The following is a 23716-nucleotide window of genomic DNA, read 5'->3' as shown; positions in this document are numbered from 1 at the left end:
ACCGCTCCGGGGCCCGTTCCCGTCCTTGGTCAGCGCGCCGAGGTCACCGGGGTGGGCGGGGGAGCCGGGGCGGGGGTGGGGCGGCCGTCCTGCGCGGGGGTGAGCAGCCGGCGCAGGGAGAGGGCCAGCACCGAGGCGGTCAGGCAGCCGCCGACCACCACCGCCACCCAGAGCTTCCCGTGCGCCGCGCCGAGCAGCGGGCCCGCGGTGACCGGGCCGATGATCCCACTGATCCCGAAGATCATCGAGCTCATGGCGTTGTAGCGGCCGCGCAGCTCGTCGGTGGCCAGCGCGTTGGTCAACGCCGGCATCACCGGCGACAGCATCGTCTCGCCGAAGCCGAAGATCGCCGCGCAGGCCACCACCCCGAGGGCGGCGACCAGCGCGTTGCCCGTACCGATGACGCCCGCCGCGCCGAGGACCAGCCAGGCGGACGCGAAGACCGCGCCCACCGCGGCGAGCGCACCGGTCCGGCTGCGACCCTCCATCCGGCGGATCACCAGCAGCTGGGAGAGCACGATCATCACGGTGTTGCCGGCCAGCGCCCACGCCACGATCCGGGGCGTCACCTCCACCACCCGCACCGAGTACGCGGTGAAACCGACCTCGATCTGCGCGTACCCGCAGGTGGTGAGGACCAGTCCGAAGAGCACCAGCCGCCGGAACGGCCGGTCCCGGAGCACGGTCAGGTAGCCCCCGGTCGGGCGGTCCTCCTCGGTGGCGGCCCGGCTCAGCCGGTGCCCGACGTGCGGCAGGGTCAGCAGGATCAGGGCCGGCGTCAGGTAGCTCACCGCGTCCAGCAGGTAGATCGCCTGGAAGGTGACCGGCCGGGCCACGTCGACGACCGCCCCGGAGATCAGGCCGCCGACCCCGATGCCCAGGTTGAGCAGGGCGAACTGGAGCCCGAACACGCGCTGCCGCTCGCCGTCGTCGGTCAGCGAGGCGAGGATCGTGGTCTGCCCGGACCAGAGCGCCGAACCGCCCACCGCGATCAGGGTGCTCACCGCGAAGGCCGTGCCCACCGAGTGCACCAGCCCCAGCGAGGCGGTGCCGATCGCCTCGACCGCGAGGCAGGGCAGCACCACCCGCCGGGCGCCGAACCGGTCGATCAGCGTCCCGCCCACCGGCGACAGGGCGAGCGTCACCGCGCCGAACCAGCCGATCACCAGGCCGGCCTGGTTGTCGGTGAGACCCCGGACGTCGGTGAGGTAGATGAAGAGGAACGGCAGGGTCAGGCCGCGCCCGACGGCCGACAGCAGGGTGCCCAGCAGGATTCGGCGGGCTTCCGGACGGGCGGGCAGGGCGCGGCGCAGCATGGCTGGATTCTGTGCGCCCGGTACGACGCCCGGCGAGTGGATTACGGACGTCACCGTGCCGAGCGGGCGTCACGGGTGAGCAAGGACACGTCCCGTGCCGCTCGGCGGCGGACGGCGGGACGGGCCTGTCGGTGCCCTCTGCCATGCTGGCCGGGTGACCACGACCTGGCGGCACCTGCCCGCATCCGCCCGCGAGATCGCCGAGGCGGCCACGGAGTCGGTGGCCGCCGCCTCCGACCGCGACGCTGCGGCGTACGGCCCGGCGGTGCAGCGGCTCGCCGCCGCCGACCGGGCGGGGCTGGTGCTGGGCGGGGTGGTCCGGCTGCTGCTGGAGGAGACCCACCCGGACGGGCTCGACGGTGACGACGTCCGCCAGGTGCTGGAGCGTTGCGTGCGCGCCGCCGACTGGTGCCCCGACGTCGACCCGCACGTGCTGCTGGTGCTGCTGGCCGGCGCGCTCGGGGTCTACGACCCGGGCGACGACGACAGCCCACCCGATCCGGCGGCGGTCGCCCGGCACGCGCCGCTGCTCGTCGCCGACCTGCTGGCCGCGGCCGGCCGGCCGCTCTCCGGCTACCTGAGCGCGGCGTTCGCCGAGGTGGCCCGCACCGAGCTGCACGACTGAGCGGGGCCACCCGCCGGCCCGTGGGTCACGGGCTGGCGGCGAGGAAGACGAACGCGGCGAGCAGCACCAGGTGCACCCCGCCCTGGAGCACCGTCGCCCGCCCGGGCACCACGGTGAGCACCCCGGTCACGGCGGTGAGCGCGAGCAGCGTCAGCTGGGTGCCGCCGAGTCCCAGCAGCAGCGGGCCGTCCAGCCAGATCGAGAGCAGCGCGATGGCCGGGATGGTCAGGCCGATGCTCGCCATCGCCGAGCCGAGCGCCAGGTTGAGGCTGATCTGCACCCGGTCCCGGCGGGCGGCCCGGGCGGCGGCGAGGGTCTCCGGCAGGAGCACCAGCAGGGCGATGACCACCCCGACGAAGGCCTGGGGCAGGTTCGCCGCCGAGACGCCGGCCTCGATCGCGGGAGAAATGATCTTCGCGTTGCCGACCACCGCGACCAGTGCCACCACCAGCAGCGCCAGGCTGGCCAGCGCGGTACGCGTCGACGGCGGGTCGGCGTGCCCGTCGCCGTCGGCGTCCTCGGCCAGGATGCTGCCCTCCTGCGTCACCGGCAGGAAGTAGTCGCGGTGCCGGCCGGTCTGCACCAGCACGAACAGTCCGTACAGGGCGAGCGAGGCGACCGCCGCGAAGGCGAGCTGGGCGGGGGAGAACTCGGGACCGGGCCGGCTGGTGGTGAACGTGGGCACCACCAGGCTGAGGGTGGCGAGGGTGGCCACGGTCGCCAGCGCCCCGCCGGTGCCCTCCGGGTTGAAGACCGCCACCCGGCGACGCAGCGCGCCGAGCAGCAGCGACAGGCCGAGGATGCCGTTGCAGGTGATCATCACGGCGGCGAAGACGGTGTCCCGGGCCAGGGCCTGGGTCTTGTCCCCACCGCTGATCATCAGGGTGACGATCAGGCCGACCTCGATCACGGTGACCGCCACGGCGAGGACCAGCGAACCGAGCGGTTCGCCGACCTTGTGGGCCACCACCTCGGCATGGTGCACGGCGGCCAGCACCGCGCCGGCCAGCAGCGCGGCCACCACGACGATCAGCGGTCCGGGCAGGTCCCGTCCCCAGCAGGCCGCCATCACCACGACCGCGATCAGGGGTACGAGAGTGGTCCAGTCGGTCAGTCGGGATCTGCTCAGGGCCGCCATCCACCAACCTTGCCAGGTGAACCGCCGATCTGCCGACGCGTCGATCCGCCGGTGGCGCTCCCGGCCCGACTCCGGATCGACGATCATGATCCTCGTCGCAGTTCTCCCGGGCCGTGGGAACGCCGGCCACAGGTGTCCCTGGTGGACGGGGGTGGCGATGTGTCGACCGTCACCAGGGGCCGGAAACGGGTCAAGGCCCCTCCGTGGAGGGGCCTTGACCTTCACTACCTCTGGTCGGGGTGGCCGGATTCGAACCGACGACCTCTTCGTCCCGAACGAAGCGCGCTACCAAGCTGCGCCACACCCCGAGGCGTGCCGACAAATAGTAGCCCACCCGCTCCCACGGTCAAACTCGGTACCCCCTCCCGTCGCGTCCCGCCCGCCGGGCCGGCCCGACGGGCGGCCGGTCAGCGGGGGATGAGGGTCAGCACGCTCGCCTCCGGCGGGCAGGCGAAGCGCACCGGGGCGGTGGGGTGCGTGCCGAGGCCGGCCGAGACGTGCAGCCAGGAGTCGGAGCCGGGCCAGCGGTGCAGCCCGCGCGCCATCGAGCGGGGCAGGCCGCAGTTGGTGACCAGCGCGCCGTAACCGGGCACACACACCTGGCCGCCGTGCGTGTGGCCGGCGAGCAGCAGCCCGAAGCCGTCCCCGGCCATCCGGTCCAGCACGGCCGGCTCCGGCGAGTGCGCCACGGCCACGGAGAGCGCCGCCCCGGGGCTGACCGGGCCGGCCACCGCGTCGTAGTCGTCGCGTCCGATGTGCGGGTCGTCCACGCCGACCAGTTCGATCTCCCGGCCGCCGGCCTTCACCGTGGTCCGCGCGTTGTTGAGGTCGGCCCAGCCGGCGCCGGTGAAGACGTCGCGCAGCTCCTCGTACGGCAGCTCCACGCCCTCGGTGTACTCCCGGTCCGGCAGGAAGTAGCTGAACGGGTTCTTCAACACCGGTCCGGTGTAGTCGTTCGAGCCGAAGACGAACGCGCCGGGCAGGTCGAGCAGCGGTTGCAGGGCCCGCAGCACGCCGGGGACGGCGTCCGGGTGGGCCATGTTGTCCCCGGTGACGACCACCAGGTCCGGGTCGAGCGCGGCCAGGGAGGCCACCCAGTCCTGCTTGCGTCGCTGGCCGGGCGTCATGTGCAGGTCCGACAGGTGCAGTACGCGCAACGGCTCGGCGTCCGCGGGCAGCACCGGCACGTCGTACCGACGCAGGGTGAACATGTTGCGCTCGACGAGCGACGCGTACGCCAGGGTGGCCGCGCCCGCGGCGGCGGTCCCGGCGGCGAGCCGGAATAGTGTGCGCTTTCGCATGGCGTTCAGGGTAGTTTGACCGTCCATGAGCACGCTGAAGGACCGCCTGACCGCCGACATGCGCGCCGCTCTCAAGGCGCGCGACGAGCTGACCACCTCCACCCTGCGGATGGCCCTCTCGGCCGTCGGCACCGCCGAGGTCGCCGGGGCCGCGAAGCGCGAACTCAGCGACGACGAGGTGCTCGCGGTGCTGACGAAGGAGGCGAAGAAGCGTCGCGAGGCGGCGGCCGCCTTCGCCGACGCGGGCCGCACGGAGCAGGCCGGCAAGGAGACCGCCGAGGGTGAGGTGCTGGAGCGCTACCTGCCGAAGCAGCTCTCCGACGCCGAGATCGCCGAGCTGGTCTCGGGGGCGCTCGCCGCGGGCGGCTTCACCGGCAAGGCGCAGCTGGCCCGGCCATGAAGGCGGCCCAGGCCGCGGTGGCGGGCCGGGCCGAGGGTGGCCGGGTGGCCGCCGAGGTACGCCGGCAGCTCGGCGTCTGAGCGCCCCGGAACACACGGAACGGGCGGGCACCCCGATCGGGGTGCCCGCCCGTTCGCGTTCGCGACCGGTCAGCGGCGTGGTGGTCGGCCGGGCCCGTTACCGGGCGGTGGCACGACCGGGCCGGTGCCGCCGGCCGGCGGCGGGTTGCCACCGCCACCGCCGGCACTGACCTCGATGGTCACCACGCCACCCTTGATGGTGCGCCCGTCCGGGCTGGTGCCGGCGGCACTGCCGGCCGGGCACTCCGACGCGATCGGGCTGCTGGAGACGACCGGCTCGAAGCCCGCGCCGCGCAGCCGGGACTTGGCGGTCTCGACCGACTCGCACTTGACGCCCGGGATGGAACGCTGGTCGCCCTCCAGGATCTTTCCGCTGGGCTCGGTGAACTGGATCCGTTCCTTGCCCTTCATCGCGTCGCGCAGCGTCTCGTAGACCGCCGGGTTGATACCCCACGGCACCTCGTTGTGCTTCATCCGCTGCGTGGTCTGCGGCCAGTCCGGGTCGGCCTCGATGCCGGCCACCGCGTACTGCTTGGTCATCGCGACCAGGGCGGAGGTCTTGTCCCCGTCGGTGGTGCCGGACTTGCCGGCGACCGGGGCGTCGACGATGCCCTTCACGTTGCCCGCGGTGGCGGTCTTGCACTTCGAGGTGGCGGACCTGTCGCCGACCGGGCAGCGGGCGGCGTCCACGGCGGCCCGGGCCACCTGGGTGCTGATCCGCTGCTCGCAGTGCGGGTTGGCGATGTCCAGCTTCTCGCCGTCCGGGCCGCGGATCTCCTGCACCGGGATCGGCTCGCAGTACTTCCCGTCGGCCGCCAGGGTGGCGTACGCGTTGGCCAGTTCCAGCGGGGTGGTGGAGGTGACGCCGAGGCTGAACGCGCCCCAACCGTGGGCGTTCGCGGCGAGCTTGGCGTCGTTCGGCGCGCGGAAGGTGATGCCGAGCTTCTGCGCGGCCTTCACCACGTTCTCGGTGCCCACCCGCTGCTGGAGCGCGATGAAGTAGGTGTTGACCGAGAAGCCGAACGCGCTCCACATGGTGTGCACGCCGGCCATCGCCGGGTTGGCGTTGACCGGGCAGTAGAAGTGCGTGCCCGGGCAGGCGGCGTCGTTGCCCGCGTCGATGACGTACTCGGACGTGAACCGGGGCGGGGCGTTGATGGTGTAGCTGAGCGGGTAGCCCTTCTCCAGCGCGGCCACCAGTGTGAAGATCTTGAAGGTCGAGCCGGCCTGGTAGCCGGCGATGCCCGGGCCGCCGGTGATCAGCGGGTTCACCGTGTTCGGGCGGTTGCCCCGGATCTTCTTCTTGGCCTTGCGCGGCTCACTGGAGAACTTGTTCTGCGGGTTCTTCGGGTCGTCGATCTTGAAGACGCGGTTGGTCGCGACGGCCCGCACCCGGCCGGTGCCCGGCTCGATCACCGCCACCATCCGGGCGGCCGTGGCGCTGTTGCTCAGGTGGTTGCGGACCGCCTTGTCGGCGGCGCGCTGCGCCTGCACGTCGAGCGAGGTGGTGATGGTGTAGCCACCGCTCTTCAGCCGCCGCTCGCGGTCGTACGAGGTGGAGCCGAAGGTCTCCTGCTGGAGCCACCAGCGGTAGAAGTAGTCGCAGAAGAAGCCCCAGCTCTGGGTGTTGGTGGCGACGCAGCCGTTCGGGGTGCGCTTGTCCTTCACCGTGAGCTTGATCTTCTTGGCCTGCTCGGCCTCCGCCTTGGTGATGGCCCCGATGATCGCCATGTTGTCGATGACGTAGTCACGCCGGTCGACGGCCTGCGGGTAGCCGCCCTTGGTGGTGGGGTCGAACGAGGTCGGCGCCTTCACCATGCCGGCCAGCATGGCCGACTCCTGGATGTCCAGTTTGCTCGGCGGCTTGCCGAAGTAGACCTGGCTGGCGGCGTAGATGCCGTACGCGCCGTTGCCGAAGGCGGCGATGTTCAGGTAGCGCTCCAGGATCTCGTCCTTGGAGAGGTCCTTGTCGATCTGGAGCGCGTAGCGCATCTCGCGCAGCTTGCGGGCGCTGGTGTCCTCGGTCGCCGCGACCACGTCGGCCGGGTGGGTGGCCGAGTAGGAGATGGCCAGCCGGACGTACTGCATGGTGAGCGTCGAGGCGCCCTGCCGGGAGTTGGCCCCGGACTGGTTGTTGACGAAGGCGCGGACCACACCGTTCATGTCCACGCCGTTGTGCTTGTAGAAGTCGTGGTCCTCGGCGGCGATGATCGCCTTCTGCATGTACGGCGAGATGTCCTTGAGCTTCACGTCGCGGCGGTTCTCGTCGTACATCGTGGCGAGCGGTGTCTTGCCGTCGGAGGCGAGCAGGTAGCTGATCTGCGGCGCGCGGGCCACGGTCAGCTCCTTGGGCAGCGCCCCGAAGGTCTCGGCACCCGCCTTCGCGGCAAGTCCGGACATCGCCACCGCGGGGAAGGCCGCTGCCGCGACCACCACTCCGGCCAACAGGCCACAGACAAGTAGCGATGCGGCGTTGGTCAGCACGTTGTGGTCACGTTTCCGCATCCAGGTCACCTCGACAGGGTACGCGAGTAGGGAACGAGGGGCGCGGGGGGAACTTTCCCCATTTCCCGCGTGCGCCGGCCTCGTTGTGCTAAACGCACGAGCCCTGGTGCGAGGTTGCGTGAACCTGGCGAAAGTCTCCTCCGAACGGGGGAGTGGCGCAGCGTTTTCACGTACTCCGGCCGGGTAGACGGCGGGCGAAAGCCCGGGAAGCCGGGAGTGTCCGGAATGATGGATTTCGCCGACAACGTTGCGTAATCAGGCGACTACACAGCATGATGGTGGCGGCGACGAAGCCACATGTCATCCGTGCCGCCCTGGGGAGGCCGGCCGGACGACCGGGGGGTCGGTTCGACGGCTGGTCGCGCGAAGTCGGTAGGTACTGCAAGGGGGGACGTGTACAGATGGGCATGATCACTGACTGGCCGTCGCTGGCGGCGTGTCAGAACGGGGACCCGGACGCGTTGTTCGTACAGGGCGCCGAACAGAACGTGGCGAAGAGGATCTGCCGGAGCTGCCCAGTTCGGTACGAGTGCCTGGCCGACGCGCTCGACAACCGGATCGAGTTCGGGGTGTGGGGTGGCATGACCGAACGTGAACGCCGGGCGTTGCTGCGCCGGCACCCACAGGTGACCAGTTGGCGGAAGATGTTCGAGGCCGCCATGAAGAAGAACGCCAAGGAGAAGGCCGGCAAGGACAAGGTCCTGGTCACCACGGCCAACTGACCGGTACCGCGGTCAGCGCCGGCTGATCGCCTCGCCGATCGTCCGCAGCCCGTCGACGTCGTGCACGTCGGCGGGCTGCGCCGTCACCGAGACCGCCGGCACCGCCGGGAACGCCTCGGTGAACCGCGCCGCCACCCGGTGCTCGCGTGCCGCCTGCTGGGCCAGCGCGGCGTGCGCCCGCAGCACCTCGACGGTGCCCTCGTGCCCGCCCTCGGCGGCCAGCCGCTCGGCGGCGGCCAGGCTGTCGGCGGCGCCGAGCGGCGCCGCCGGCTCGTGCACCCGATTGAGCACCAACCCGACCAGCGGCATGTTCTCCTCCCGCAGCCGGCCGGCGAAGTAGGCGGCCTCCCGCACCGCGTCCGACTCCGGGGCCGCGACCAGCAGGAACGCCGTCTCCCGGGCCTGCAGGATCCGGTACGTCTGCTCCGCCCGCTGCCGGAAGCCGCCGAACATCGAGTCGAGTGCGGCGACGAAGCCGGAGAGGTCGGTGAGCAGCTGCGCGCCGATCACCTTCTGCACCACCTTCGAGAACATCCCGAAGCCGGCGGTGACGAAGCTGAACATGCTCCGGCCCCCGGTCCGCGCCGGGGCGAGCAGCAGCCGCAGCATCCGGCCGTCCAGGAAGCGGGAGAGCCGGGCCGGCGCGTCGAGGAAGTCCAGCGCCGAGCGGGACGGCGGGGTGTCCACCACGATCAGGTCCCACTCGCCCCGGGCGTGCAGCTGGCCCAGCTTCTCCATCGCCATGTACTCCTGGGTGCCGGCGAAGGTGGAGCTCATGGCCTGGTAGAAGGGGTTGCGGAAGATCTCCGCCGCCTTCGCCGGATCGGTGTGCTGGAGCACCACGTCGTCGAAGGTGCGCTTCATGTCGAGCATCATGGCGTGCAGCTCGCCGCCGTCGGCCTCGACGTCGATCCCCTTGACCCGGCGTGGGGTGTTGTCCAGCTCGGTCAGGCCGAGCGACTGGGCCAGCCGCCGGGCCGGGTCGATGGTGAGCACCACCGTGCGCCGGCCGTGCCGCTCGGCCGCCCGCAGCGCCAACGCGGCCGCCGTGGTCGTCTTGCCCACTCCGCCGGCGCCGCAGCAGACCACGATCCGTACGCCGGGGTCGGCGAGGATCCGGTCCACGTCCAGCGCAGGCGCCGCGTCTTCGGAAGGCACCAATCGAGCGTATCGGTCGGGAGGGCGTCTCGGCTCCGTGCCGGCCTCAGGTGTGAGTCAATCCGCCCGGACGAGCATGCCGGCGAGCGTCTCCAGCCCGGCCCGGTCCACCCCGTCGGGCAGCAGCGGCAGCTCGGTCAGGGGCAGGCCCAGCTCCACCAGGTCGGCCCGGAGCGAGTCCTCCAGCTCCCGGCGTACCTGCTGGTCCCGGGCTTCCGCGACGAGCCCGGCGACGGTCCGGCCGTCGGTCGGCAGGCCGGCGGCGGCCAGCCCGCGCTTCAGCTCGGCGGCGGTCACCTGGCGGCCGGTCGGCACCGGCGGCCGGGCCCCGTTGACGATCACCCGGCCCACCGGGAAACCGAGCTGGGTCAGCTCGGCGATCGCGTCGACCGTCTCCTGGACCGGCATCTCCTCCAGCAGGGTCACCACGTGCACGGCCGTCATCGGCGAGCGGAGCAGCGCCGAGACCCCCTCGCTCTGGGTCTTGATCGGGCCCACCTTGGCCAGCCGGGCGGTCTCCGCCGTCACGTTGAGGAACCGGCCGATCCGCCCGGTCGGCGGGGCGTCCAGCACCACCGCGTCGTACGTCCGGCGCTGCCCGCTGGTGCGGGTGGTGGCCTCCTTGACCTTGCCGGTGAGCAGCACGTCGCGCAGCCCCGGGGCGATCGTGGTGGCGAAGTCGATCGCGCCCAGCTTGCGCAGTGCGCGGCCGGCCGCGCCCAGCTTGTAGAACATGTCGAGGTACTCCAGCAGCGCCTCCTCGGCGTCCACCGCGAGCGCGCGTACCTCGCCGCCGCCCGGCGCGTCGGTCAGGTGCCGCTCCTCGTAGGGCAGCGGGTCGGTGCCGAAGAGCTGGGCGATGCCCTGCCGCCCCTCCACCTCGACCAGCAGGGTGCGCCGGCCGCCGGCGGCCAGCCCGAGGGCCAGCGCCGCGGCCACGCTGGTCTTGCCCGTCCCGCCCTTGCCGGTCACCACGTGCAGGCGGGCCGGCCAGGTGCCGGCCGGCTCGGCCGGTTGCTCAACTGCTGCCACCGGTCGAGCCTATCCAGCCGGCGGGCTCAGCCGACCTCGCAGACCCACCAACCCGTCTTCTGCACCACGGTGAAGCGCAGCTCCTGGTCGGCCACCTTCTCGTCGGAGGTGGTCATGGTGAGCCGGGTGGTGACGGTCGCCCGGTCACCGGTCTGGTTGTCCACCTTCGGGCTGGTCCAACGGAACCGCGGGTTCTGGTAGCGGGTGGCGTACTTCTGCACCTCCGCGACCTTGCCGGAGATCTTCCTGTCGTCCCGGGCGGCGGAGCAGACGAAGGTGGCGGCCTTCCTGGCGTCCCGGTCCTTGTAGATCGCGGTGAGGAAGCCGTCCACCGCGACGGTCGGCTCCTTGGCGCCCTGGCCGTCCTCCGCGTTGCGCAGGGTGAGGAACGCCGCCGTGCCGCCACCGCCGCAGAGCAGGACCGCCGCGGCCAGCACGATCGAGGCGATCAGCAGCCCGCGCCGCTTCTTCGGGGCGGCCGGGTGCTGGTACGGCGGGTAGCCGGCGGCCGGCGGCGGGAAGGCGCCGGGGGTCGGCGTGGCGGCGACGGGCGGCTGCTCGGGCGGCGGGCCGCTGGGCGAGCCGGTGCCGCCGATGGGCGGTTGGGTCATGTCGTTCCCCCGGGGTGCGGCGCCGTCGCCGCCCCAGGCGACGGACGCGTGGTCCAGCCGGGCGGGCGTGGTCGCCCGTCCAGACGGGAAGGGTAGCGGTCGATGGGCGACTTGCCAGCCCCGCGCCCGGGGTCGGCCGGCACGACGGCGGCGACCGGAACCGGCCATCGCCTTCCTGACGAGGAATGTGTCGCATATGTGACTTGGCGTGTCCGGTCGTGCGCGTCCCGTTGCCGGAACTCCTGCGAGGTCCTACGTTCGTCGCGACGCGGGGGTCGGACCGGGTGACAGGTCCGAGCCGGATGGTGGCGACTTCGACCAGGTACGACGCCCGGAGGCAGTACATGCGCGACGCGGAGAACATTGCCCGAGCCCAGTTCCCGCCGGGGGAGCGGGCCGGACGGCCCGGCGAGGGCGAGGGCCCCGGCCCCGGGGCACCGTTCAACGAGCGGTCCTACCGGGCGGTCGAGGTCGTCCGCACCCTGGTCCGCCCCGGTGTGCGGGGCCGCGACGAGGAGGAGCCCGGGTACGTCATCCACCTGCCGGTCCGGGTCGCCGACCTGGCCGCGGCGACCGCGCTGGCCGGCACCGTGGCGACCTCGCTGGGCTTCCTCGGTGAGCTGGACGCCGGCGAGACGACCGTCTCCACCGCCGACGACCAGAACAACCGGCACCGCGTCTTCTGCGACCTGCTCCTGCCGGACCGCAGCCGCTGCCCCCAGCGGTACGAGCACGAGGGCCCCTGCGGCGAACCGCCCACCCCTCCCGAGCAGCGTCCCTCGTCCCGGTAGGCGGCGCGGACCGTAGGCTGTGCCTGACCGAAGTCCAAGCCAGGCAAGGGAGCCTCTACCCGATGCAGAAGTGGGAATACGCCACGGTTCCGCTGCTGGTCCACGCGACCAAGCAGATCCTCGACAACTGGGGCGAGGACGGCTGGGAGCTGGTCTCCGTGGTGCCCGGTCCGAACCCGGAGCAGCTCGTGGCCTACCTGAAGCGTCCGAAGGGCTGAGGGCATGTCGAACGGACCGCACGCGAAGCTCGCCGAGCTGGGTCTGACCCTGCCCGAGGTGGTGCCGCCGGTGGCCAGCTACGTGCCGGCCGTCCAGTCCGGGCAGCACGTCTACGTCTCCGGTCAGCTGCCGATGGCCGACGGCAAGCTGCTCGCCACCGGCAAGGTCGGCAACGGCGTCTCCGCCGAGCAGGCGAAGGACCTGGCGCAACGGTGCGGCCTGAACGCCCTCGCCGCGATCGACTCGCTGGTCGGCCTGGAGAACGTGGTGAAGGTCGTGAAGCTGACCGGCTTCGTGGCCAGCGCGCCGGGCTTCACCGGCCAGCCGGGCGTGATCAACGGTGCCTCCGACCTCTTCGGCGCCGTCTTCGGTGAGGCCGGCCGGCACGCCCGCAGCGCCGTCGGCGTCGCCGAGCTGCCCCTCGACGCCCCGGTCGAGGTCGAGGTCATCGTCGAGGTCTCCTGACCCGTCGCCCCGACCCGCGATCTTGCGGTTTCCGCCCGGGCGAAAGCCCTGAACGGGGAGAAATCCGGGGCCGCATCTGCAAGATCGCGGGGAGTGGCGGGCGGGGTCGTACGATCGCTGCCATGGGTGGGCATGTGACCGGGGCGGTGGGGGCGCTCGCGGACGAACTGCCGGGGTGGGTGACGCTGCTGCGCGCGCCGAACCCCGGGCCGATGACGCTCGACGGCACCAACACCTGGGTGCTGCGGGCCCCCGGCGCGGAGCACGCGGTCGTGATCGACCCGGGCCCCGCCGACGAGGGGCACCTGGCCGCGATCGCGGCGCACGGGCCGGTCGGGTTCGTGCTGATCACCCACGGGCACCCGGACCACACCGAGGGCGCACCCCGGCTCAGCGCGCTGCTCGGCGGGGCGCGCGTGCTCGCCGTCGACCCCGCGCACAGCATCGGCGGCGAGCCGCTGACCTCCGGCACCACGCCGGACGGCGGCCTCGCCATCCGGGCCGTCCCCACCCCCGGGCACACCGCCGACTCGGTCTGCTTCCTGGTCGAGCACGGTGACGAGCGGGTGGTGCTCACCGGCGACACGATCCTGGGCCGGGGCACCACCGTGGTCGCCCACCCCGACGGGCACCTCGGCGACTACCTGTCGAGCCTGGAGCTGCTGTCGGCGTACCGGGAGGTGCCGGCGCTGCCCGGGCACGGCCCGGCGCTGGCCGACTGCGGCGCGGCGGCGGAGTTCTACCTGGCCCACCGGCGGGCCCGGCTCGACCAGGTCCGGGCGGCGGTCGCCGCCGGGGCGACCACCGCGCCCGAGGTGGTCGCCGCCGTCTACGCCGACGTCGACCGGTCGCTCTGGTGGGCCGCCGAGTGGTCGGTGCGCGCGCAGCTGGAATACCTCGGGGTGGAGCAGCCGTGACCTGCCCGGTGTGCGGGACCGTCGCCGTGCCCGGCGCGAAGTTCTGCCACAACTGCGGGGCCGCGCTGCCGGCCGCCGCCACCCTGCCCGCCGCCGAGCGACGGGTGGTCACCGTGCTCTTCGGCGACCTCTCCGACTTCACCTCCTGGTCCGAGGACCTCGACCCGGAACGGGTCGGCGCGGTCACCGACCGGGTGCTGGCCGCCCTCGCCGGCGCGGTCAAGACCTTCGGCGGGCACGTCGACAAGCTGACCGGCGACGGGATCATGGCGGTCTTCGGCGCGCCCGTGGCGCACGAGGACGACGCCGAGCGGGCCGTCCGTGCCGCGCTCTCCATGCAGCGGGCCGTCCGCCGGGTGCTCGACGACGAACGCGGCGGCGGCGCGCCGCTCGGCCTGCGGGTCGGGTTGAACACCGGGGACGTGATCGCCGGCATCCAGGCGGCCATCGAGTACACGGTCATCGGCGACACGGTGAACACCGCCGCCCGGCTCGCCGACGCCGCCGCCGTGGGCGCGGTGTACGCGGGGGCCCGCACCTCCGCCGCCACCCGGCACGTCGCCTCCTGGCGGGCACTGCGACCGCTGCGGCTCAAGGGCAAGCGCGAGCCGGTCGAGGCGTACGAGCTGCTGGGGCTCCTGGACGCCCCGGGCACCCGGTCCGGCCTCGGTGACGAGGCCCCCTTCGTGGGGCGGGAGACCGAGATCGGCCGGATCGCCGGCCGGCTCGCCGAGGTGATCGACCGGGGCGAGCCCCGGGTGCTGCTGATGACCGCCGAGGCGGGGATCGGCAAGTCCCGGTTCGCGGCCGAGGTGGAACGCCTCGCCGCTGGCTACGACGTGGGCGCCGGCCGGTACGCCGCGCACACCGGCGCCCGGGTGCTCTCGGTCCGCTGCGCCGCGTTCGGCGAGCGGCGCCGGCTGGCTCCCCTCGCCGACCTGGTGCGGGCGGCCGTCGGCCTGCCCAACGACCCGGCCACCGCGCTCACCCGGCCGGCGGTGGAGGAGCGGCTGCGCCGGCTCGGCCAGCGCCTCGGCCGGCTCCCCGGCGAGCCGCCCCCGGTCGCCGTCGACCAGCTCCTGGCCCTGCTCGGGTACGCCGAGCTGCCCGCGGCCGGCGAGAACGGCGAATGGAACGCCGCCGCCCCGCCCCCGGACGCCGAGGCCGTGCCGAACGCCGTCGCCGACCTGCTCAGCGCGCTCGCCGTGGAAGCGCCGCTGGTGATCGTGGTGGACGACCTGCACGACGCCACCGCGGAGACCGTCAAGGCGCTCGCGCTGACCCTCAACCGGCTCAGCGGTCCGGTGCTGGTGCTGCTGCTCGGCCGCCCGGAGCTGGTGCGTACCGCCGGCGCGCTGACCCGGGTGGCGGACGCCGAGGTGCACGCGTTGCCCCCGCTGCGCGGCGCGGACGCCTCCCGCCTGCTCACCACCTATCTCGGCGGCGGCCGGCTGCCGCAGGCCGACGCCGACCGGCTGCTCGCCACCGCCCAGGGCAACCCGTTCTACCTGGCCGAGCTGGTCACCCTGCTGATGGAGCGCGGGGCGCTGACCGCCGGCCCGGGCCGGGGCGCCGACGTCGGCTGGCGGCTGGCGCCCGGCTCGCTGGGCAGCCGGCTGCTCTCCCGCGACCTGGCCGCGGTGCTCGCCGCCCGGATCGACGCGCTGCCGCCGGACGCCCGCTCGGTGCTGCGGGACGCGGCGGTGGTCGGCGACACCGTGCCCACCGGCGCGCTGGAGGCGCTGCGGGAACAGCGGGTCGGCCTGGCCGGCCGCCCGGCGGCGGTGGCCGCGGTCGAGCTGGACCGGGCCGTGGAGGAGCTGCTGCAACGCCGCATGCTGCACCGCACCCGCACCGGGTACGCCTTCGCCACCCCGCTGATGCGGGAGGCCGCCTACGCCGGGGTGAGCCGGGCCGAGCTGGCCGAGCGGCACGCCGCGCTGGCCCGCTGGGCCGCCCCGGAGAGCGCGGTCGCGCCGGCCGCCCCGGCCGGCGGGTTCACCGAGGCCGCCCGGGACGACTTCGTCGCCGAGCACGTCGAACGTGCCGGCGCTCTCGCCGACCTGGTGAAGCTGCGCCCCGACGCGGCGGCCCGGACGGTGCTCCCGCTGGGTGTCGCCGCGCTCGGCCGGGCCGCCCGCCGCGCCCTGCGCTCCGGTGAGCCGGCCTTGGCCGTCGAGTACGCCGAACGCGCCGCCGAGCTGGCCCGGGACGGCGTGCCGCCGGCCGACCGGGTGGTGCACGCCCGGGCGCTGCTCCAGATCGGCCGACCGACCGACGCGCTCGCCTTCGCCGAGAAGATCACCGCCAACGCCGGGGACGCGGCAGCCACCCGGGTCAGCGCGCTGCTGCTGGCCGGGCAGGCCCACCAGGCGCTCGGCGACGCCGACCGGGCCGAACGCGCCTGGCAGGAGGCGTTGCAGGTGGCCACCGAGGCGGAGCTGCCGACGCTGCGCGCCTCGGCGATGCGCCGGCTCGGCATGGCCGACTTCATCGCCGGCCGGTTGGGTCAGGCGAGCAGCCGGCTGGCCGCCTCCTACCAGGTCAGCCTGTCCGCCCGGGACCCGCGCGGACAGGCCTGGTCGTTGCAGAACCTGGCCTGGGTGACCACCACCCGGGGCGACTTCGCCGGCACCGACGCGGTGCTGGGGCGGGCCGCCCGGCTCTTCGCCGAGCTGAAGGACCCGTACGGGCGGGCCTGGCTGCGCGGCACCACCGCGTTCGCCCGACTGCTCGCCGGCCGGCTGCGGGAGGCCTGCCGGATGGCGCAGGTCTTCCTGCCCTTCGGCGAGCGGGTCGGTGAGGCGTGGGCGGTCGGCACGCTGCGGGCGGTCGAGGCGTACGCCACCGCCGAGCTGGGTGAGCTGGCCGAGGCGGACCGGCAGGCACGCCGCGCGTACCGGGAGTTCGCCGAGGTCGGCGACGACTGGGGGCAGGGCTTCGCGCTGGTCGTCCGGGGGGTGGTGGCACGCGGGCTGGGCGAGCCGGAACACGCCGCCGACCTGCTGACCGACGCGCTGGCGTACGCCGACCGGACGTCGCACCCGCTGCTGACCGGGATGGCGGGCACGCTGCGCGGCTTCGTGGCGCTGGACATGGGCGACCACGAGGCCGCCGAGCGGGACGCCCGGGCGGTGCTGACCACCGTCGAGCCGCACAACCCGCAGGCGCCGGCCCAGGTGGCGCCCCGGGTGCTGCTGGCCATGGCGCGGCTGGCGGCCGGTGACCCGGCGACCGCGGTGGGGCTGCTCGCCCCGGTCGCCACCACCGCGGCCAACACCCCGTCGTTGCTCTTCTCGCGCCGCCAGACGATGGCCCGGTACGCCAGCGCGCTGCTCGCCCACGGCCAGCGCGAGCAGGCCCTCGACTGGGCGCAGCGGGCGATGCGGGTGCCCGCCGAGGACGTCCGCAGCCAGGTCATCGCGGCCTGCGTACTGGCCGAGACGCTGGCCGCCTGCGGCCGGGACACCGAGGCGCTGGCCAGCGCCGAGGAGGCGGTCCGCCTCGCGTACGCCACCGAGCAGCGCAGCGAGCGGGCCGCTGCCGAGACGCTCCGCGTCCGCCTGTCCGCACCCCCTTCCCCGTCGTCGACCCGCTGATTCACGGAAAGAGTCGTTCTCCCGGGCCGGAGAGCCACTCTTTCCGTGAATCAGCGGGCGGGGCGGGCGGGCAGGGGGTGGGGAGGTCTGCCGGTTCCGGGGATGTGTGTGTCGTGGGGGGCGGTTAGCGTGTGGGGCCGAGGGGGCCGCCATGGCGGTGCTCGGCGAAATGGGGGAGGACGGATGAGGCTGCCGCGTTCCGGCGCCGGCTGGACGGTCGCGGTCTTCGGGGTGCTGGCACTGGTGCTGGGCGCGCTCGGGTTGATCTGGCCGGAGGCCCAGTTGCGGCTGCTCGGTTTCGAGGTGCCGGCCGAGCGGGCCGCCGGTGACTACACCGGAACGTTCCTCACCGCGTCCTCGATGGCCTCGTTCAACATGGGGGTCTACTACCTGCTCGCGGCGGCCACCGAATGGCGGCCGTTCTACCGCTTCACGGTGGTGTTCCGCCTGGTCACGTTCACCGTCTTCAGCATCGCGGTGCTCTCCGGCGTCGCACCGGGCCGGTTCTTCGGGGTCGCTGCCTGGGAAGGGCTGGGGGCCGTCGCGACGGCCGCCGGCCTGTGGTGGGACGCGCGCCGGGCGGGTGCCGGCCGGGCGGTCGCGGCGGGTGGCGGGGAGCCTGCGGCGGCACCGACGGCCGACGCGGTCTCCTGAGCGACGCGGATCATTGGGTATTTTCGAGCTGTGACCGACACCCCGCCCGGCGCCCTGCGGCTGCCCATCGTGCCCGGTCTGACCGATCTGGAGGTCTTCGCCCGGGGCGGTTACGCCACCGTGTACCGGGCGACCCAGATCTCGGTGGGGCGGGAGGTCGCGGTCAAGGTCGAGAACCGCACCCTGGACAGCGAGCGCGACCAGGCCCGGTTCCTGCGCGAGGCGCGGGCCGCCGGGAAGATGTCCTCGCACCCGCACGTGGTCGACCTCTTCGACGTCGGGGTCACCGTCGACCAGCACCCGTACCTGATCATGGAACTCTGCGACGGGTCGTACGCCGAGCGGATGCGCACCTCGCCGCTGGGCCCGGCGGAGACCCGTGACCTGGGCGTGAAGATCGCCGACGCGCTCGCCCACTCGCACGCGGCGGGAGTGCTGCACCGCGACGTCAAGCCGGCCAACATCCTCTACTCGCACTTCAACCCGGCGGTGCTGGCCGATTTCGGGCTGGCGGTGCTGGCCGAGGTGCGCGACGCCTCGGTCACGCTGGAGGTGCTCACCCCGGCGTACGCGCCGCCGGAGATGTTCAGCCACAGCCCGCCCTCGCCGGCGGTGGACGTGTACGCGCTCTGCGCCACCCTCTACGCGGTGATGCACGGCCGGCCGCCGCGCTGGCAGTCGGAGCGCAACCCGAGCCTGGTCACCGTGCTGGAGATGTTCCACCAGCCGATCCCCGGCCTGCCCGGGGTGCCCGAGGAACTGATCGACGTGCTCCGGCTCGGCATGTCGAACGATCCGGGGGGCCGTCCCTCGGCGGCGGAGCTGGGCGCGATGCTGGCGGCCGTGCCGCTCGACCCGAACGCGCCCGGCGCGCCCTTCTCCGGCCCACCGGCGACAGGGGGCGGTACGACCACCGGATGGCCGTACACCCGGACGGGGCAGCCGGGCCCGCGACCGGCGACCGACGACCATCCCACGATGCCGGTCTCCGGCCGGCGGTGGCGGCGTCGCTGGTTCCTCGGCGGCGCGGGCGCGTTGGCGCTGGCCGCCTCGGCCGGCGCCGGTGCCTGGTGGGGTGGGGCCGCGCCGCCGGTGGTCACGCCGACGCCGGTGGCCAGCGGGGTGGTCGGGCCGACCGGGGCCCCGGTCGTGCCGGGGTGCGCGGCCGAGGGGGTGCGCCTGCCGGCGGGTGCCCACTGCGCGTCCGAGTTGGAGTGTTTCGGCCCGGTACGGCTGCGCCGCGACCGGGCGGAGGCGGCCCGGGTGCCGTGCGACGGCCGGCACACCTGGGAGACCTATGCGGTGGGTGACCTGCCGACGACGCTGGCCGGGACCGGGCACGACGCGGTCGCGGCCGATCCGGCCGTCCAGCGGGTCTGCAACGTGAGCACGTTCCGGCTCGTCAGCGGGGTGCGGCAGGCCGGCGGCTGGAACCTGGAGGTGCTGCCGCCCGCCGATCCGGGCGTCGACCGCACCTACCGGTGCCTGGCCGGGCGGGGCGTGGACGCGCTCGCCGTGCCGACGCTCACCGGTCGCTGAGGCCGTTCACCTGCCGGCTCTGGCGGATCTCGCGCGGGTCGAGCGCCTCCAGGGTGTCGGCGTCGAGGCCGGGCAGGCCCGCCCCCCGGGCGTCCCGCACGGCCCGGGGGTCCAGCCCGCCGAGGGTCTCGGCGTCGAGGTCGTAGGCCGGTGGGGTCGGCCAACTGGGGGCCGGCGCCTCGTCGGCGGCCTGCCGGGCGGCGCTGGCGGTGACCCCGGCGATCACGCCGAGTAGCACGCAGAGCAGGGCCAGCGCCACCGAGAGCAGGCCGGCGGGGCGCCAGAGGACCAGGGTCACCAGCACGGCCACCGCCGCGACCGCCGCGACGGCGGCCTTCACCCGGGCGTCGGACTTGGGGAACGGACTCACCGGTCCAGCATGGTCCAGGCCCGCCACCTGTCAACCGGCCGATCCGGGCGCGGTGCCGGGCCGGGTGTCCGATTCCCCGGTGGACACCGGTCGGCCCTGGCGGTCGGTGGAGGCGCAGATAGCGTCGATCAAGAAAATTTCGTTACATCAATCGGCAATTTGTCTCTCTGATCCGCGTTTGCGGGGCGGACGGGTTGGGTGCCGATCCCTAGAGTGGCGAGGGTCGAGGTCTCCTCGACGGAACCCCGTTCCCCACCGGAAGGCAGCCACATGCCACGTGCAGTCCGGTCCCTCACCGCAGCAGGGATCGCCGGTGTCGTCCTCGCCGGAGCGGCGCTCGCGCCGTCCTCCCCGGCCTCCGCCTGGGGCCGTCCGTCCTTCTCGGACCGGACCAGCCCCGCCGAGGCCCGCCGGGTCGACCGCGTACCGACACCGCAGCTCGACTGGTACGCCTGCTACGACTACGCCGAGTGCGCCACCGTCCAACTGCCGCTCGACTACGACCGGCCGAACGGCGCCACCACCGAGGTGGCGGTGCTGCGGGTCAAGGCCCGCGACCAGAAGCACAAGATCGGCAGCCTCTTCCTCAACCCGGGCGGTCCGGGCGGCTCCGGCACGGACATCGCCCTCGCCGCGCCGTACTTCCTCGGCGACGACCTGCTCGACCGCTTCGACATCGTCGGGGTCGACCCGCGGGGCGTCGCGGCCAGCCAGAACGTCAAGTGCTTCCCGTCGGTGAAGGACCAGACCCGGGCGTACGCCGGGCTGAACGTGGCCTTCCCGTGGACCAAGGCGGAGGAGCGGGCGTACGTCACCGCCTCGGAGACGGTCGGCCGGGCCTGCTCGACCACCGGCAAGCCGTTGACCGGGGCGGCGTCCACCGCCGAGGTGGCCCGGGACATGGACGTGCTGCGCCGTGCGGTCGGTGACAAGAAGCTCACCTACCTGGGCTTCAGCTACGGCACCGCGCTCGGCCAGTACTACGCCAACATGTTCCCGGACCGGTTCCGGGCGCTCGTCGTCGACGGGGTGCTCAACCCGAACTCCTGGGTCGGCCGGGGCAAGGCCCGCGACCAGCTCCAGGAGACCCGGCTGCGCAGCGCCGACGGCGCGTACAAGGCGCTGCACGAGATCCTGGTGCGCTGCGCGAAGGCCGGCGCGGAGAAGTGCTCGCTGGCCTCGGCCGGCGACCCGGTGCAGGTGTACGAGACGGTGGCGCAGCGGCTGCGCAAGAAGCCGGCGGTGATCGACGACCCGGACTTCGGGCAGTTCACGGTCAGCTACGCCGACTTCGTCGGCGCCACCCTCGGCTCGCTCTACGACCCGTCCGGCTGGATGAACGTCGTCGACCTCACCGAGCAGCTGCTGGTGCTGACCGATCCGACCGCCGCCACGGCGGCCCGGGCGCAGGCTCGCACCGCGCTGGCCCAGCGCGCCGCCAAGGCCCGCCAGCAGCGCGGGTACGACTTCCCGTACGACAACGGGCTGGAGACCTTCCTGACGGTCGACTGCACCGACGCGTACCACCCACGCAAGGCCGCCGACTGGCCGGCGCTGGTCGCGCAGGAGGACAAGCGGGCCCCGTACTTCGGCCGGGCCTGGGCCTGGGGCACCGCGCCCTGCGCCCGCAACACCTGGACGGTGCGGGACGAGGACGCCTGGACCGGCCCGTTCGACCGGCGCACCGCCGCGCCGGTGCTGGTGGTCGGCAACTACTGGGACCCGGCGACCAACTACCAGGGCGCGGTCGGCTCGGCGAAGCTGCTGCCGAACAGCCGGCTGCTCAGCAGCGACAGCTGGGGGCACACCGCGTACGGCACCTCGGACTGCGTGACCGGGGCCGTGGACACCTACCTGCTCACCGGGACGCCGCCGGCGAAGGGCACGGTCTGCAAGGGTGACAGCCAGCCGTTCGTCGACGACCCGGGGATGCCCGGCAAGCCGGCGGACGCCCGGGCCAGCGCCACGAAGAGCGACCTGGCCCGCGCCGGCCGCCCGGCCCGGGGCGAGCCGAAGCGGCTCCCGCCGGTCGTCGCGCCGCTGCCGGTGGTCGGCACGCTGACCGTCCGCTGACGGACCCCCGGGGTACGGCGGGTGATCGGGCATCCGCCGTACCCCGGGCCCACCGGCCCTCACTCCATTGTGTCGTGGCCGCTACCCTGGGTGCTCCGCCGTCCGTGATCGAGGTCACCCATGAACGAGGTCTCCCGCCGTCACCGGTTCCGGTCCGTCGCCACCACCCTCGCCGTGGCGCTGACCCTGACCCTGGCCGCCGCGGCCGGCTGCGACAACCGCCGTGAGCCGCCGCTGCCGTCGGTCCTCGACAAGCTGCGCGAGTCGCACGTCGACGGGCAGGCGAAGATCAAGATCGGGGTGGCCACCACCGAGCCGCTGATGGGGGAGCTGCGCGACGGCGTCCACACCGGCTTCGACGTGGAGATCGCCCGCTACATCGCCTCGTCCCTCGGCTTCGCCGGGGACCAGCGGATCCAGTGGGTGGCGCTGGCCACCGAGGACCGCATCCCGGCACTGCAGGGCGGCACCGTCGACCTGGTGGTCTCCAGCTTCTCGATGACCGAGGAGCGGGAGAAGCTGGTCAGTTTCGCCGGGCCGTACTTCGTCACCACGCAGGAGGCGATGGTGCCGAAGCGGCTGCGGGACCGCATCCGCACCATCGAGGACCTGCGCAAGCCGGAGTACCGGGTCTGCACCAGCGGCGGCTCCACCACCGAGGCCGAACTGGAGAAGCACCAGGTCAAGGCGTACGTGGTGAAGGAGGTCGGGGACTGCGTCAAGGGCATCCGCGAGGGACGCTACGACGCGGTCAGCTCCGACGAGACGATCCTCGCCGGCTTCCTGTCCCGCTACCCGACCGAGTTCGAGATCGTCGACATGCCCTTCGGCACCAGCGAGCTGCTCGGCGTCGGGGTGCCGATCGGTGATCCCGCGCTGCGTGACCTGGTCGCGTTCTTCCTCCAGAAGAGCTATCTGGAGGGGCGGGACGGGATCAGCAGCCCCTGGCTGACCGCGTACAACCGCACCCTGGGCCCGTGGCTGAAGGCCGACAAGTCGCAGCCGCAGCCGTTGCAGGTGCCGAAGCTCGTCGACTTCGACGACAAGGCGCCCCGGCGGTGACCGCGCCGGCCACGGCCGACCCACCCGGGCCGCCCGCGCCGGCGGCAGCGCCGGGACCGGCGGCAGCACCGGGACCGGCGGCGGAGCCCGGGGCGGCGGCGGATAACGGGAGACCCGTGCCGGTCCGGCAGGACCCGGCCGAGCGCCGGGCACGGGCCAGCCAGTCGTTCTGGACCGCGGTGGTCGGCGTACCGGCGGTCTTCTCGGTGCTGCGGCTCGGCGTGGAGGCCGGCGGTGAACTCCAGACCACGCTGCTGCTGGTCGCCAACGTCGGCACGGTCAACCTGCTGGCCGGCTTCCTCACCACCGCCGCGCGGCTGCTCTCCACCGGGCTGGTCGCTGTCTTCGCGCTCGGCGCGGTGCTGCGGGTCAGCGTGGAACGGATGCCGCCGGGGATCCGCCGGCCGCTCTTCGCCCGCTGGGTGGACGTCACCCCGGCCTGGTTCGCGGTGGCCAGCTTCCTGCTGGCTCTGGTCACCTGGCCGCTGCTCTACCTGCCGCTGCTCGTCCCGGCCTTCGTGGCGGCGTTCCAGCTCAGCCCGGAGCGGCTGCACGAGCAGCGGGTACCCCGGGTGCTCCTGCTCTGCGCCGGCCTCGCCGGGTACCTCTGGCTGCTCGGGCCGACCCTGCTGGACGCCGGGCGGCAGGGCGAGGTGCTGGCGGTCGTGCTGCTCGTCGTACCCCCGGTGCTGGCCCTCTTCGTCACCGGGCCGCTGCCGGCCGCGGTGATCCGGCCGCTGGCCTCGGTGACCGAGGCGGCGGTGCTGGCGATGCTGGTCTGGGCGGCGCTGCCGGTGATCACCACCCCGGTGCTGCCGCTCACCGTGACCACCGTCGAGTCGGCGCCCGGGGTCAGCGAGGACGTCCGTGGCCACGTGGTCACCGTGGACGACGTGAACGTGGTGCTGCTCCAGGAGCGCGGCGGCGTCCGGTACGTGCCGGTCGGTCAGGTCCGCGCCCAGGTGCTCTGCCCCAGCGAGGACGAGCTGCCCCGGCGGAGTCTGCGGATCCGGGACTTCCACGTCGAGGACTCGCTGCTGGAGGGGCTGGGCCGGCGGGTCCGGCCGGTGCACCGGATCGACGCGGCGTGCCGCACCGTCGACCGCCGGTACGGCGGGTGACCGGGCACCCGCCGTACC

Annotated in this window: 20 protein-coding genes, 1 tRNA gene and 1 pseudogene; 13 read left to right on the top strand and 9 right to left on the bottom strand. The window is 73.7% G+C overall.

What is annotated here, in order from left to right:
* Positions 1 to 29: 29 nt before the first annotated feature.
* Positions 30 to 1316: an MFS transporter gene (locus tag GA0070611_RS21300; protein WP_091667109.1), complete on the bottom strand. Its 1287-nt coding sequence runs from the start codon at positions 1314 to 1316 to the stop codon at positions 30 to 32.
* 154 nt (positions 1317 to 1470) lie between these two features.
* Between GA0070611_RS21300 and GA0070611_RS21295 the strand changes: the two genes are divergently transcribed.
* Positions 1471 to 1941: a hypothetical protein gene (locus GA0070611_RS21295; RefSeq protein WP_167604456.1), complete on the top strand. Its 471-nt coding sequence runs from the start codon at positions 1471 to 1473 to the stop codon at positions 1939 to 1941.
* Between the two features lie 25 nt (positions 1942 to 1966).
* On the opposite strand, the gene GA0070611_RS21290 is transcribed toward GA0070611_RS21295, so the two are convergent.
* The 3 genes from GA0070611_RS21290 to GA0070611_RS21280 form a co-directional block, all read right to left on the bottom strand.
* Complete coding sequence (locus tag GA0070611_RS21290; RefSeq protein WP_167604505.1) at positions 1967 to 3079, bottom strand: calcium:proton antiporter; 1113 nt, start codon at positions 3077 to 3079, stop codon at positions 1967 to 1969.
* Positions 3080 to 3310: 231 nt separating this feature from the next.
* Positions 3311 to 3387, bottom strand: a tRNA-Pro gene (locus GA0070611_RS21285).
* Positions 3388 to 3486: 99 nt separating this feature from the next.
* Positions 3487 to 4380, bottom strand: a complete 894-nt coding sequence (locus tag GA0070611_RS21280; protein WP_091667104.1) for a metallophosphoesterase — start codon at positions 4378 to 4380, stop codon at positions 3487 to 3489.
* Positions 4381 to 4405: 25 nt separating this feature from the next.
* Between GA0070611_RS21280 and GA0070611_RS21275 the strand changes: the two are divergent.
* Positions 4406 to 4860 (top strand): annotated as a pseudogene (locus GA0070611_RS21275) (GatB/YqeY domain-containing protein).
* Positions 4861 to 4929: 69 nt separating this feature from the next.
* On the opposite strand, the gene GA0070611_RS21270 reads toward GA0070611_RS21275, so the two are convergent.
* A complete protein-coding gene (locus tag GA0070611_RS21270; protein WP_091667102.1) occupies positions 4930 to 7365 on the bottom strand; it encodes a penicillin-binding protein in 2436 nt (811 codons plus the stop codon).
* A gap of 401 nt (positions 7366 to 7766) precedes the next feature.
* Here GA0070611_RS21270 and GA0070611_RS21265 point away from each other — a divergent pair, with 401 nt between their 5' ends.
* Positions 7767 to 8087 (top strand): WhiB family transcriptional regulator, encoded by a 321-nt coding sequence (locus GA0070611_RS21265; protein WP_046564004.1) that lies wholly within the window; start codon positions 7767 to 7769, stop codon positions 8085 to 8087.
* 12 nt (positions 8088 to 8099) lie between these two features.
* Here the strand turns inward: GA0070611_RS21265 and GA0070611_RS21260 are convergent, their stop codons facing one another.
* Genes GA0070611_RS21260 through GA0070611_RS21250 form a run of 3 tightly spaced genes read right to left on the bottom strand, consistent with a single transcriptional unit; the run spans position 8100 to position 10888 of the window.
* Positions 8100 to 9248, bottom strand: coding sequence for an ArsA family ATPase (locus GA0070611_RS21260; RefSeq protein WP_197675764.1), 1149 nt, complete (start codon positions 9246 to 9248; stop codon positions 8100 to 8102).
* 54 nt (positions 9249 to 9302) lie between these two features.
* On the bottom strand, positions 9303 to 10277 hold the full coding sequence (locus GA0070611_RS21255) for an ArsA-related P-loop ATPase (protein WP_091667096.1): 975 nt from the start codon (positions 10275 to 10277) through the stop codon (positions 9303 to 9305).
* A gap of 26 nt (positions 10278 to 10303) precedes the next feature.
* Positions 10304 to 10888 carry an Rv0361 family membrane protein gene (locus GA0070611_RS21250; RefSeq protein ID WP_091667094.1) on the bottom strand — a complete coding sequence of 195 codons (585 nt, stop codon included), beginning with the start codon at positions 10886 to 10888 and terminating at the stop codon, positions 10304 to 10306.
* A gap of 344 nt (positions 10889 to 11232) precedes the next feature.
* Here GA0070611_RS21250 and GA0070611_RS21245 point away from each other — a divergent pair, with 344 nt between their 5' ends.
* From GA0070611_RS21245 to GA0070611_RS21215, 7 genes are all read left to right on the top strand, one after another.
* Positions 11233 to 11679, top strand: coding sequence for a hypothetical protein (locus tag GA0070611_RS21245; RefSeq protein WP_091667092.1), 447 nt, complete (start codon positions 11233 to 11235; stop codon positions 11677 to 11679).
* A 62-nt stretch (positions 11680 to 11741) separates the two neighbouring features.
* Positions 11742 to 11897 carry a DUF4177 domain-containing protein gene (locus GA0070611_RS21240; RefSeq protein ID WP_013289021.1) on the top strand — a complete coding sequence of 52 codons (156 nt, stop codon included), beginning with the start codon at positions 11742 to 11744 and terminating at the stop codon, positions 11895 to 11897.
* 4 nt (positions 11898 to 11901) lie between these two features.
* Positions 11902 to 12363 carry a RidA family protein gene (locus tag GA0070611_RS21235; RefSeq protein ID WP_091667090.1) on the top strand — a complete coding sequence of 154 codons (462 nt, stop codon included), beginning with the start codon at positions 11902 to 11904 and terminating at the stop codon, positions 12361 to 12363.
* Positions 12364 to 12485: 122 nt separating this feature from the next.
* Positions 12486 to 13280 (top strand): MBL fold metallo-hydrolase, encoded by a 795-nt coding sequence (locus GA0070611_RS21230; protein ID WP_091667087.1) that lies wholly within the window; start codon positions 12486 to 12488, stop codon positions 13278 to 13280.
* The gene (locus GA0070611_RS21225) at positions 13277 to 16879 is read left to right on the top strand and encodes an adenylate/guanylate cyclase domain-containing protein (protein WP_091667085.1); all 3603 of its coding nucleotides are present in this window, start codon (positions 13277 to 13279) and stop codon (positions 16877 to 16879) included. Before GA0070611_RS21230 ends, GA0070611_RS21225 begins: the two co-directional genes overlap by 4 nt.
* A gap of 183 nt (positions 16880 to 17062) precedes the next feature.
* Complete coding sequence (locus tag GA0070611_RS21220) at positions 17063 to 17533, top strand: hypothetical protein (RefSeq protein ID WP_091667083.1); 471 nt, start codon at positions 17063 to 17065, stop codon at positions 17531 to 17533.
* A gap of 30 nt (positions 17534 to 17563) precedes the next feature.
* A complete protein-coding gene (locus GA0070611_RS21215) occupies positions 17564 to 19072 on the top strand; it encodes a serine/threonine-protein kinase (protein WP_091667080.1) in 1509 nt (502 codons plus the stop codon).
* On the opposite strand, the gene GA0070611_RS21210 is transcribed toward GA0070611_RS21215, so the two are convergent.
* Positions 19059 to 19442 (bottom strand): hypothetical protein, encoded by a 384-nt coding sequence (locus tag GA0070611_RS21210; RefSeq protein ID WP_091667077.1) that lies wholly within the window; start codon positions 19440 to 19442, stop codon positions 19059 to 19061. The two genes, GA0070611_RS21215 and GA0070611_RS21210, sit on opposite strands and share 14 nt — an antisense overlap.
* Before the next feature lie 270 nt (positions 19443 to 19712).
* Here GA0070611_RS21210 and GA0070611_RS21205 point away from each other — a divergent pair, with 270 nt between their 5' ends.
* The 3 genes from GA0070611_RS21205 (at position 19713) to GA0070611_RS31545 (ending at position 23698) form a co-directional block, all read left to right on the top strand.
* Complete coding sequence (locus GA0070611_RS21205) at positions 19713 to 21515, top strand: alpha/beta hydrolase (RefSeq protein ID WP_091667074.1); 1803 nt, start codon at positions 19713 to 19715, stop codon at positions 21513 to 21515.
* A gap of 120 nt (positions 21516 to 21635) precedes the next feature.
* Positions 21636 to 22577, top strand: a complete 942-nt coding sequence (locus GA0070611_RS21200; protein ID WP_091667071.1) for a transporter substrate-binding domain-containing protein — start codon at positions 21636 to 21638, stop codon at positions 22575 to 22577.
* A 116-nt stretch (positions 22578 to 22693) separates the two neighbouring features.
* Positions 22694 to 23698: a hypothetical protein gene (locus GA0070611_RS31545; protein WP_091667068.1), complete on the top strand. Its 1005-nt coding sequence runs from the start codon at positions 22694 to 22696 to the stop codon at positions 23696 to 23698.
* Positions 23699 to 23716 lie beyond the last annotated feature (18 nt).

Origin of the sequence: Micromonospora auratinigra, assembly GCF_900089595.1 — a bacterium.
Lineage (GTDB): Bacteria > Actinomycetota > Actinomycetes > Mycobacteriales > Micromonosporaceae > Micromonospora > Micromonospora auratinigra.
The sequence above is the reverse complement of the archived record's forward strand: the minus strand, read 5'-3'. Positions and strand labels throughout refer to the sequence as shown.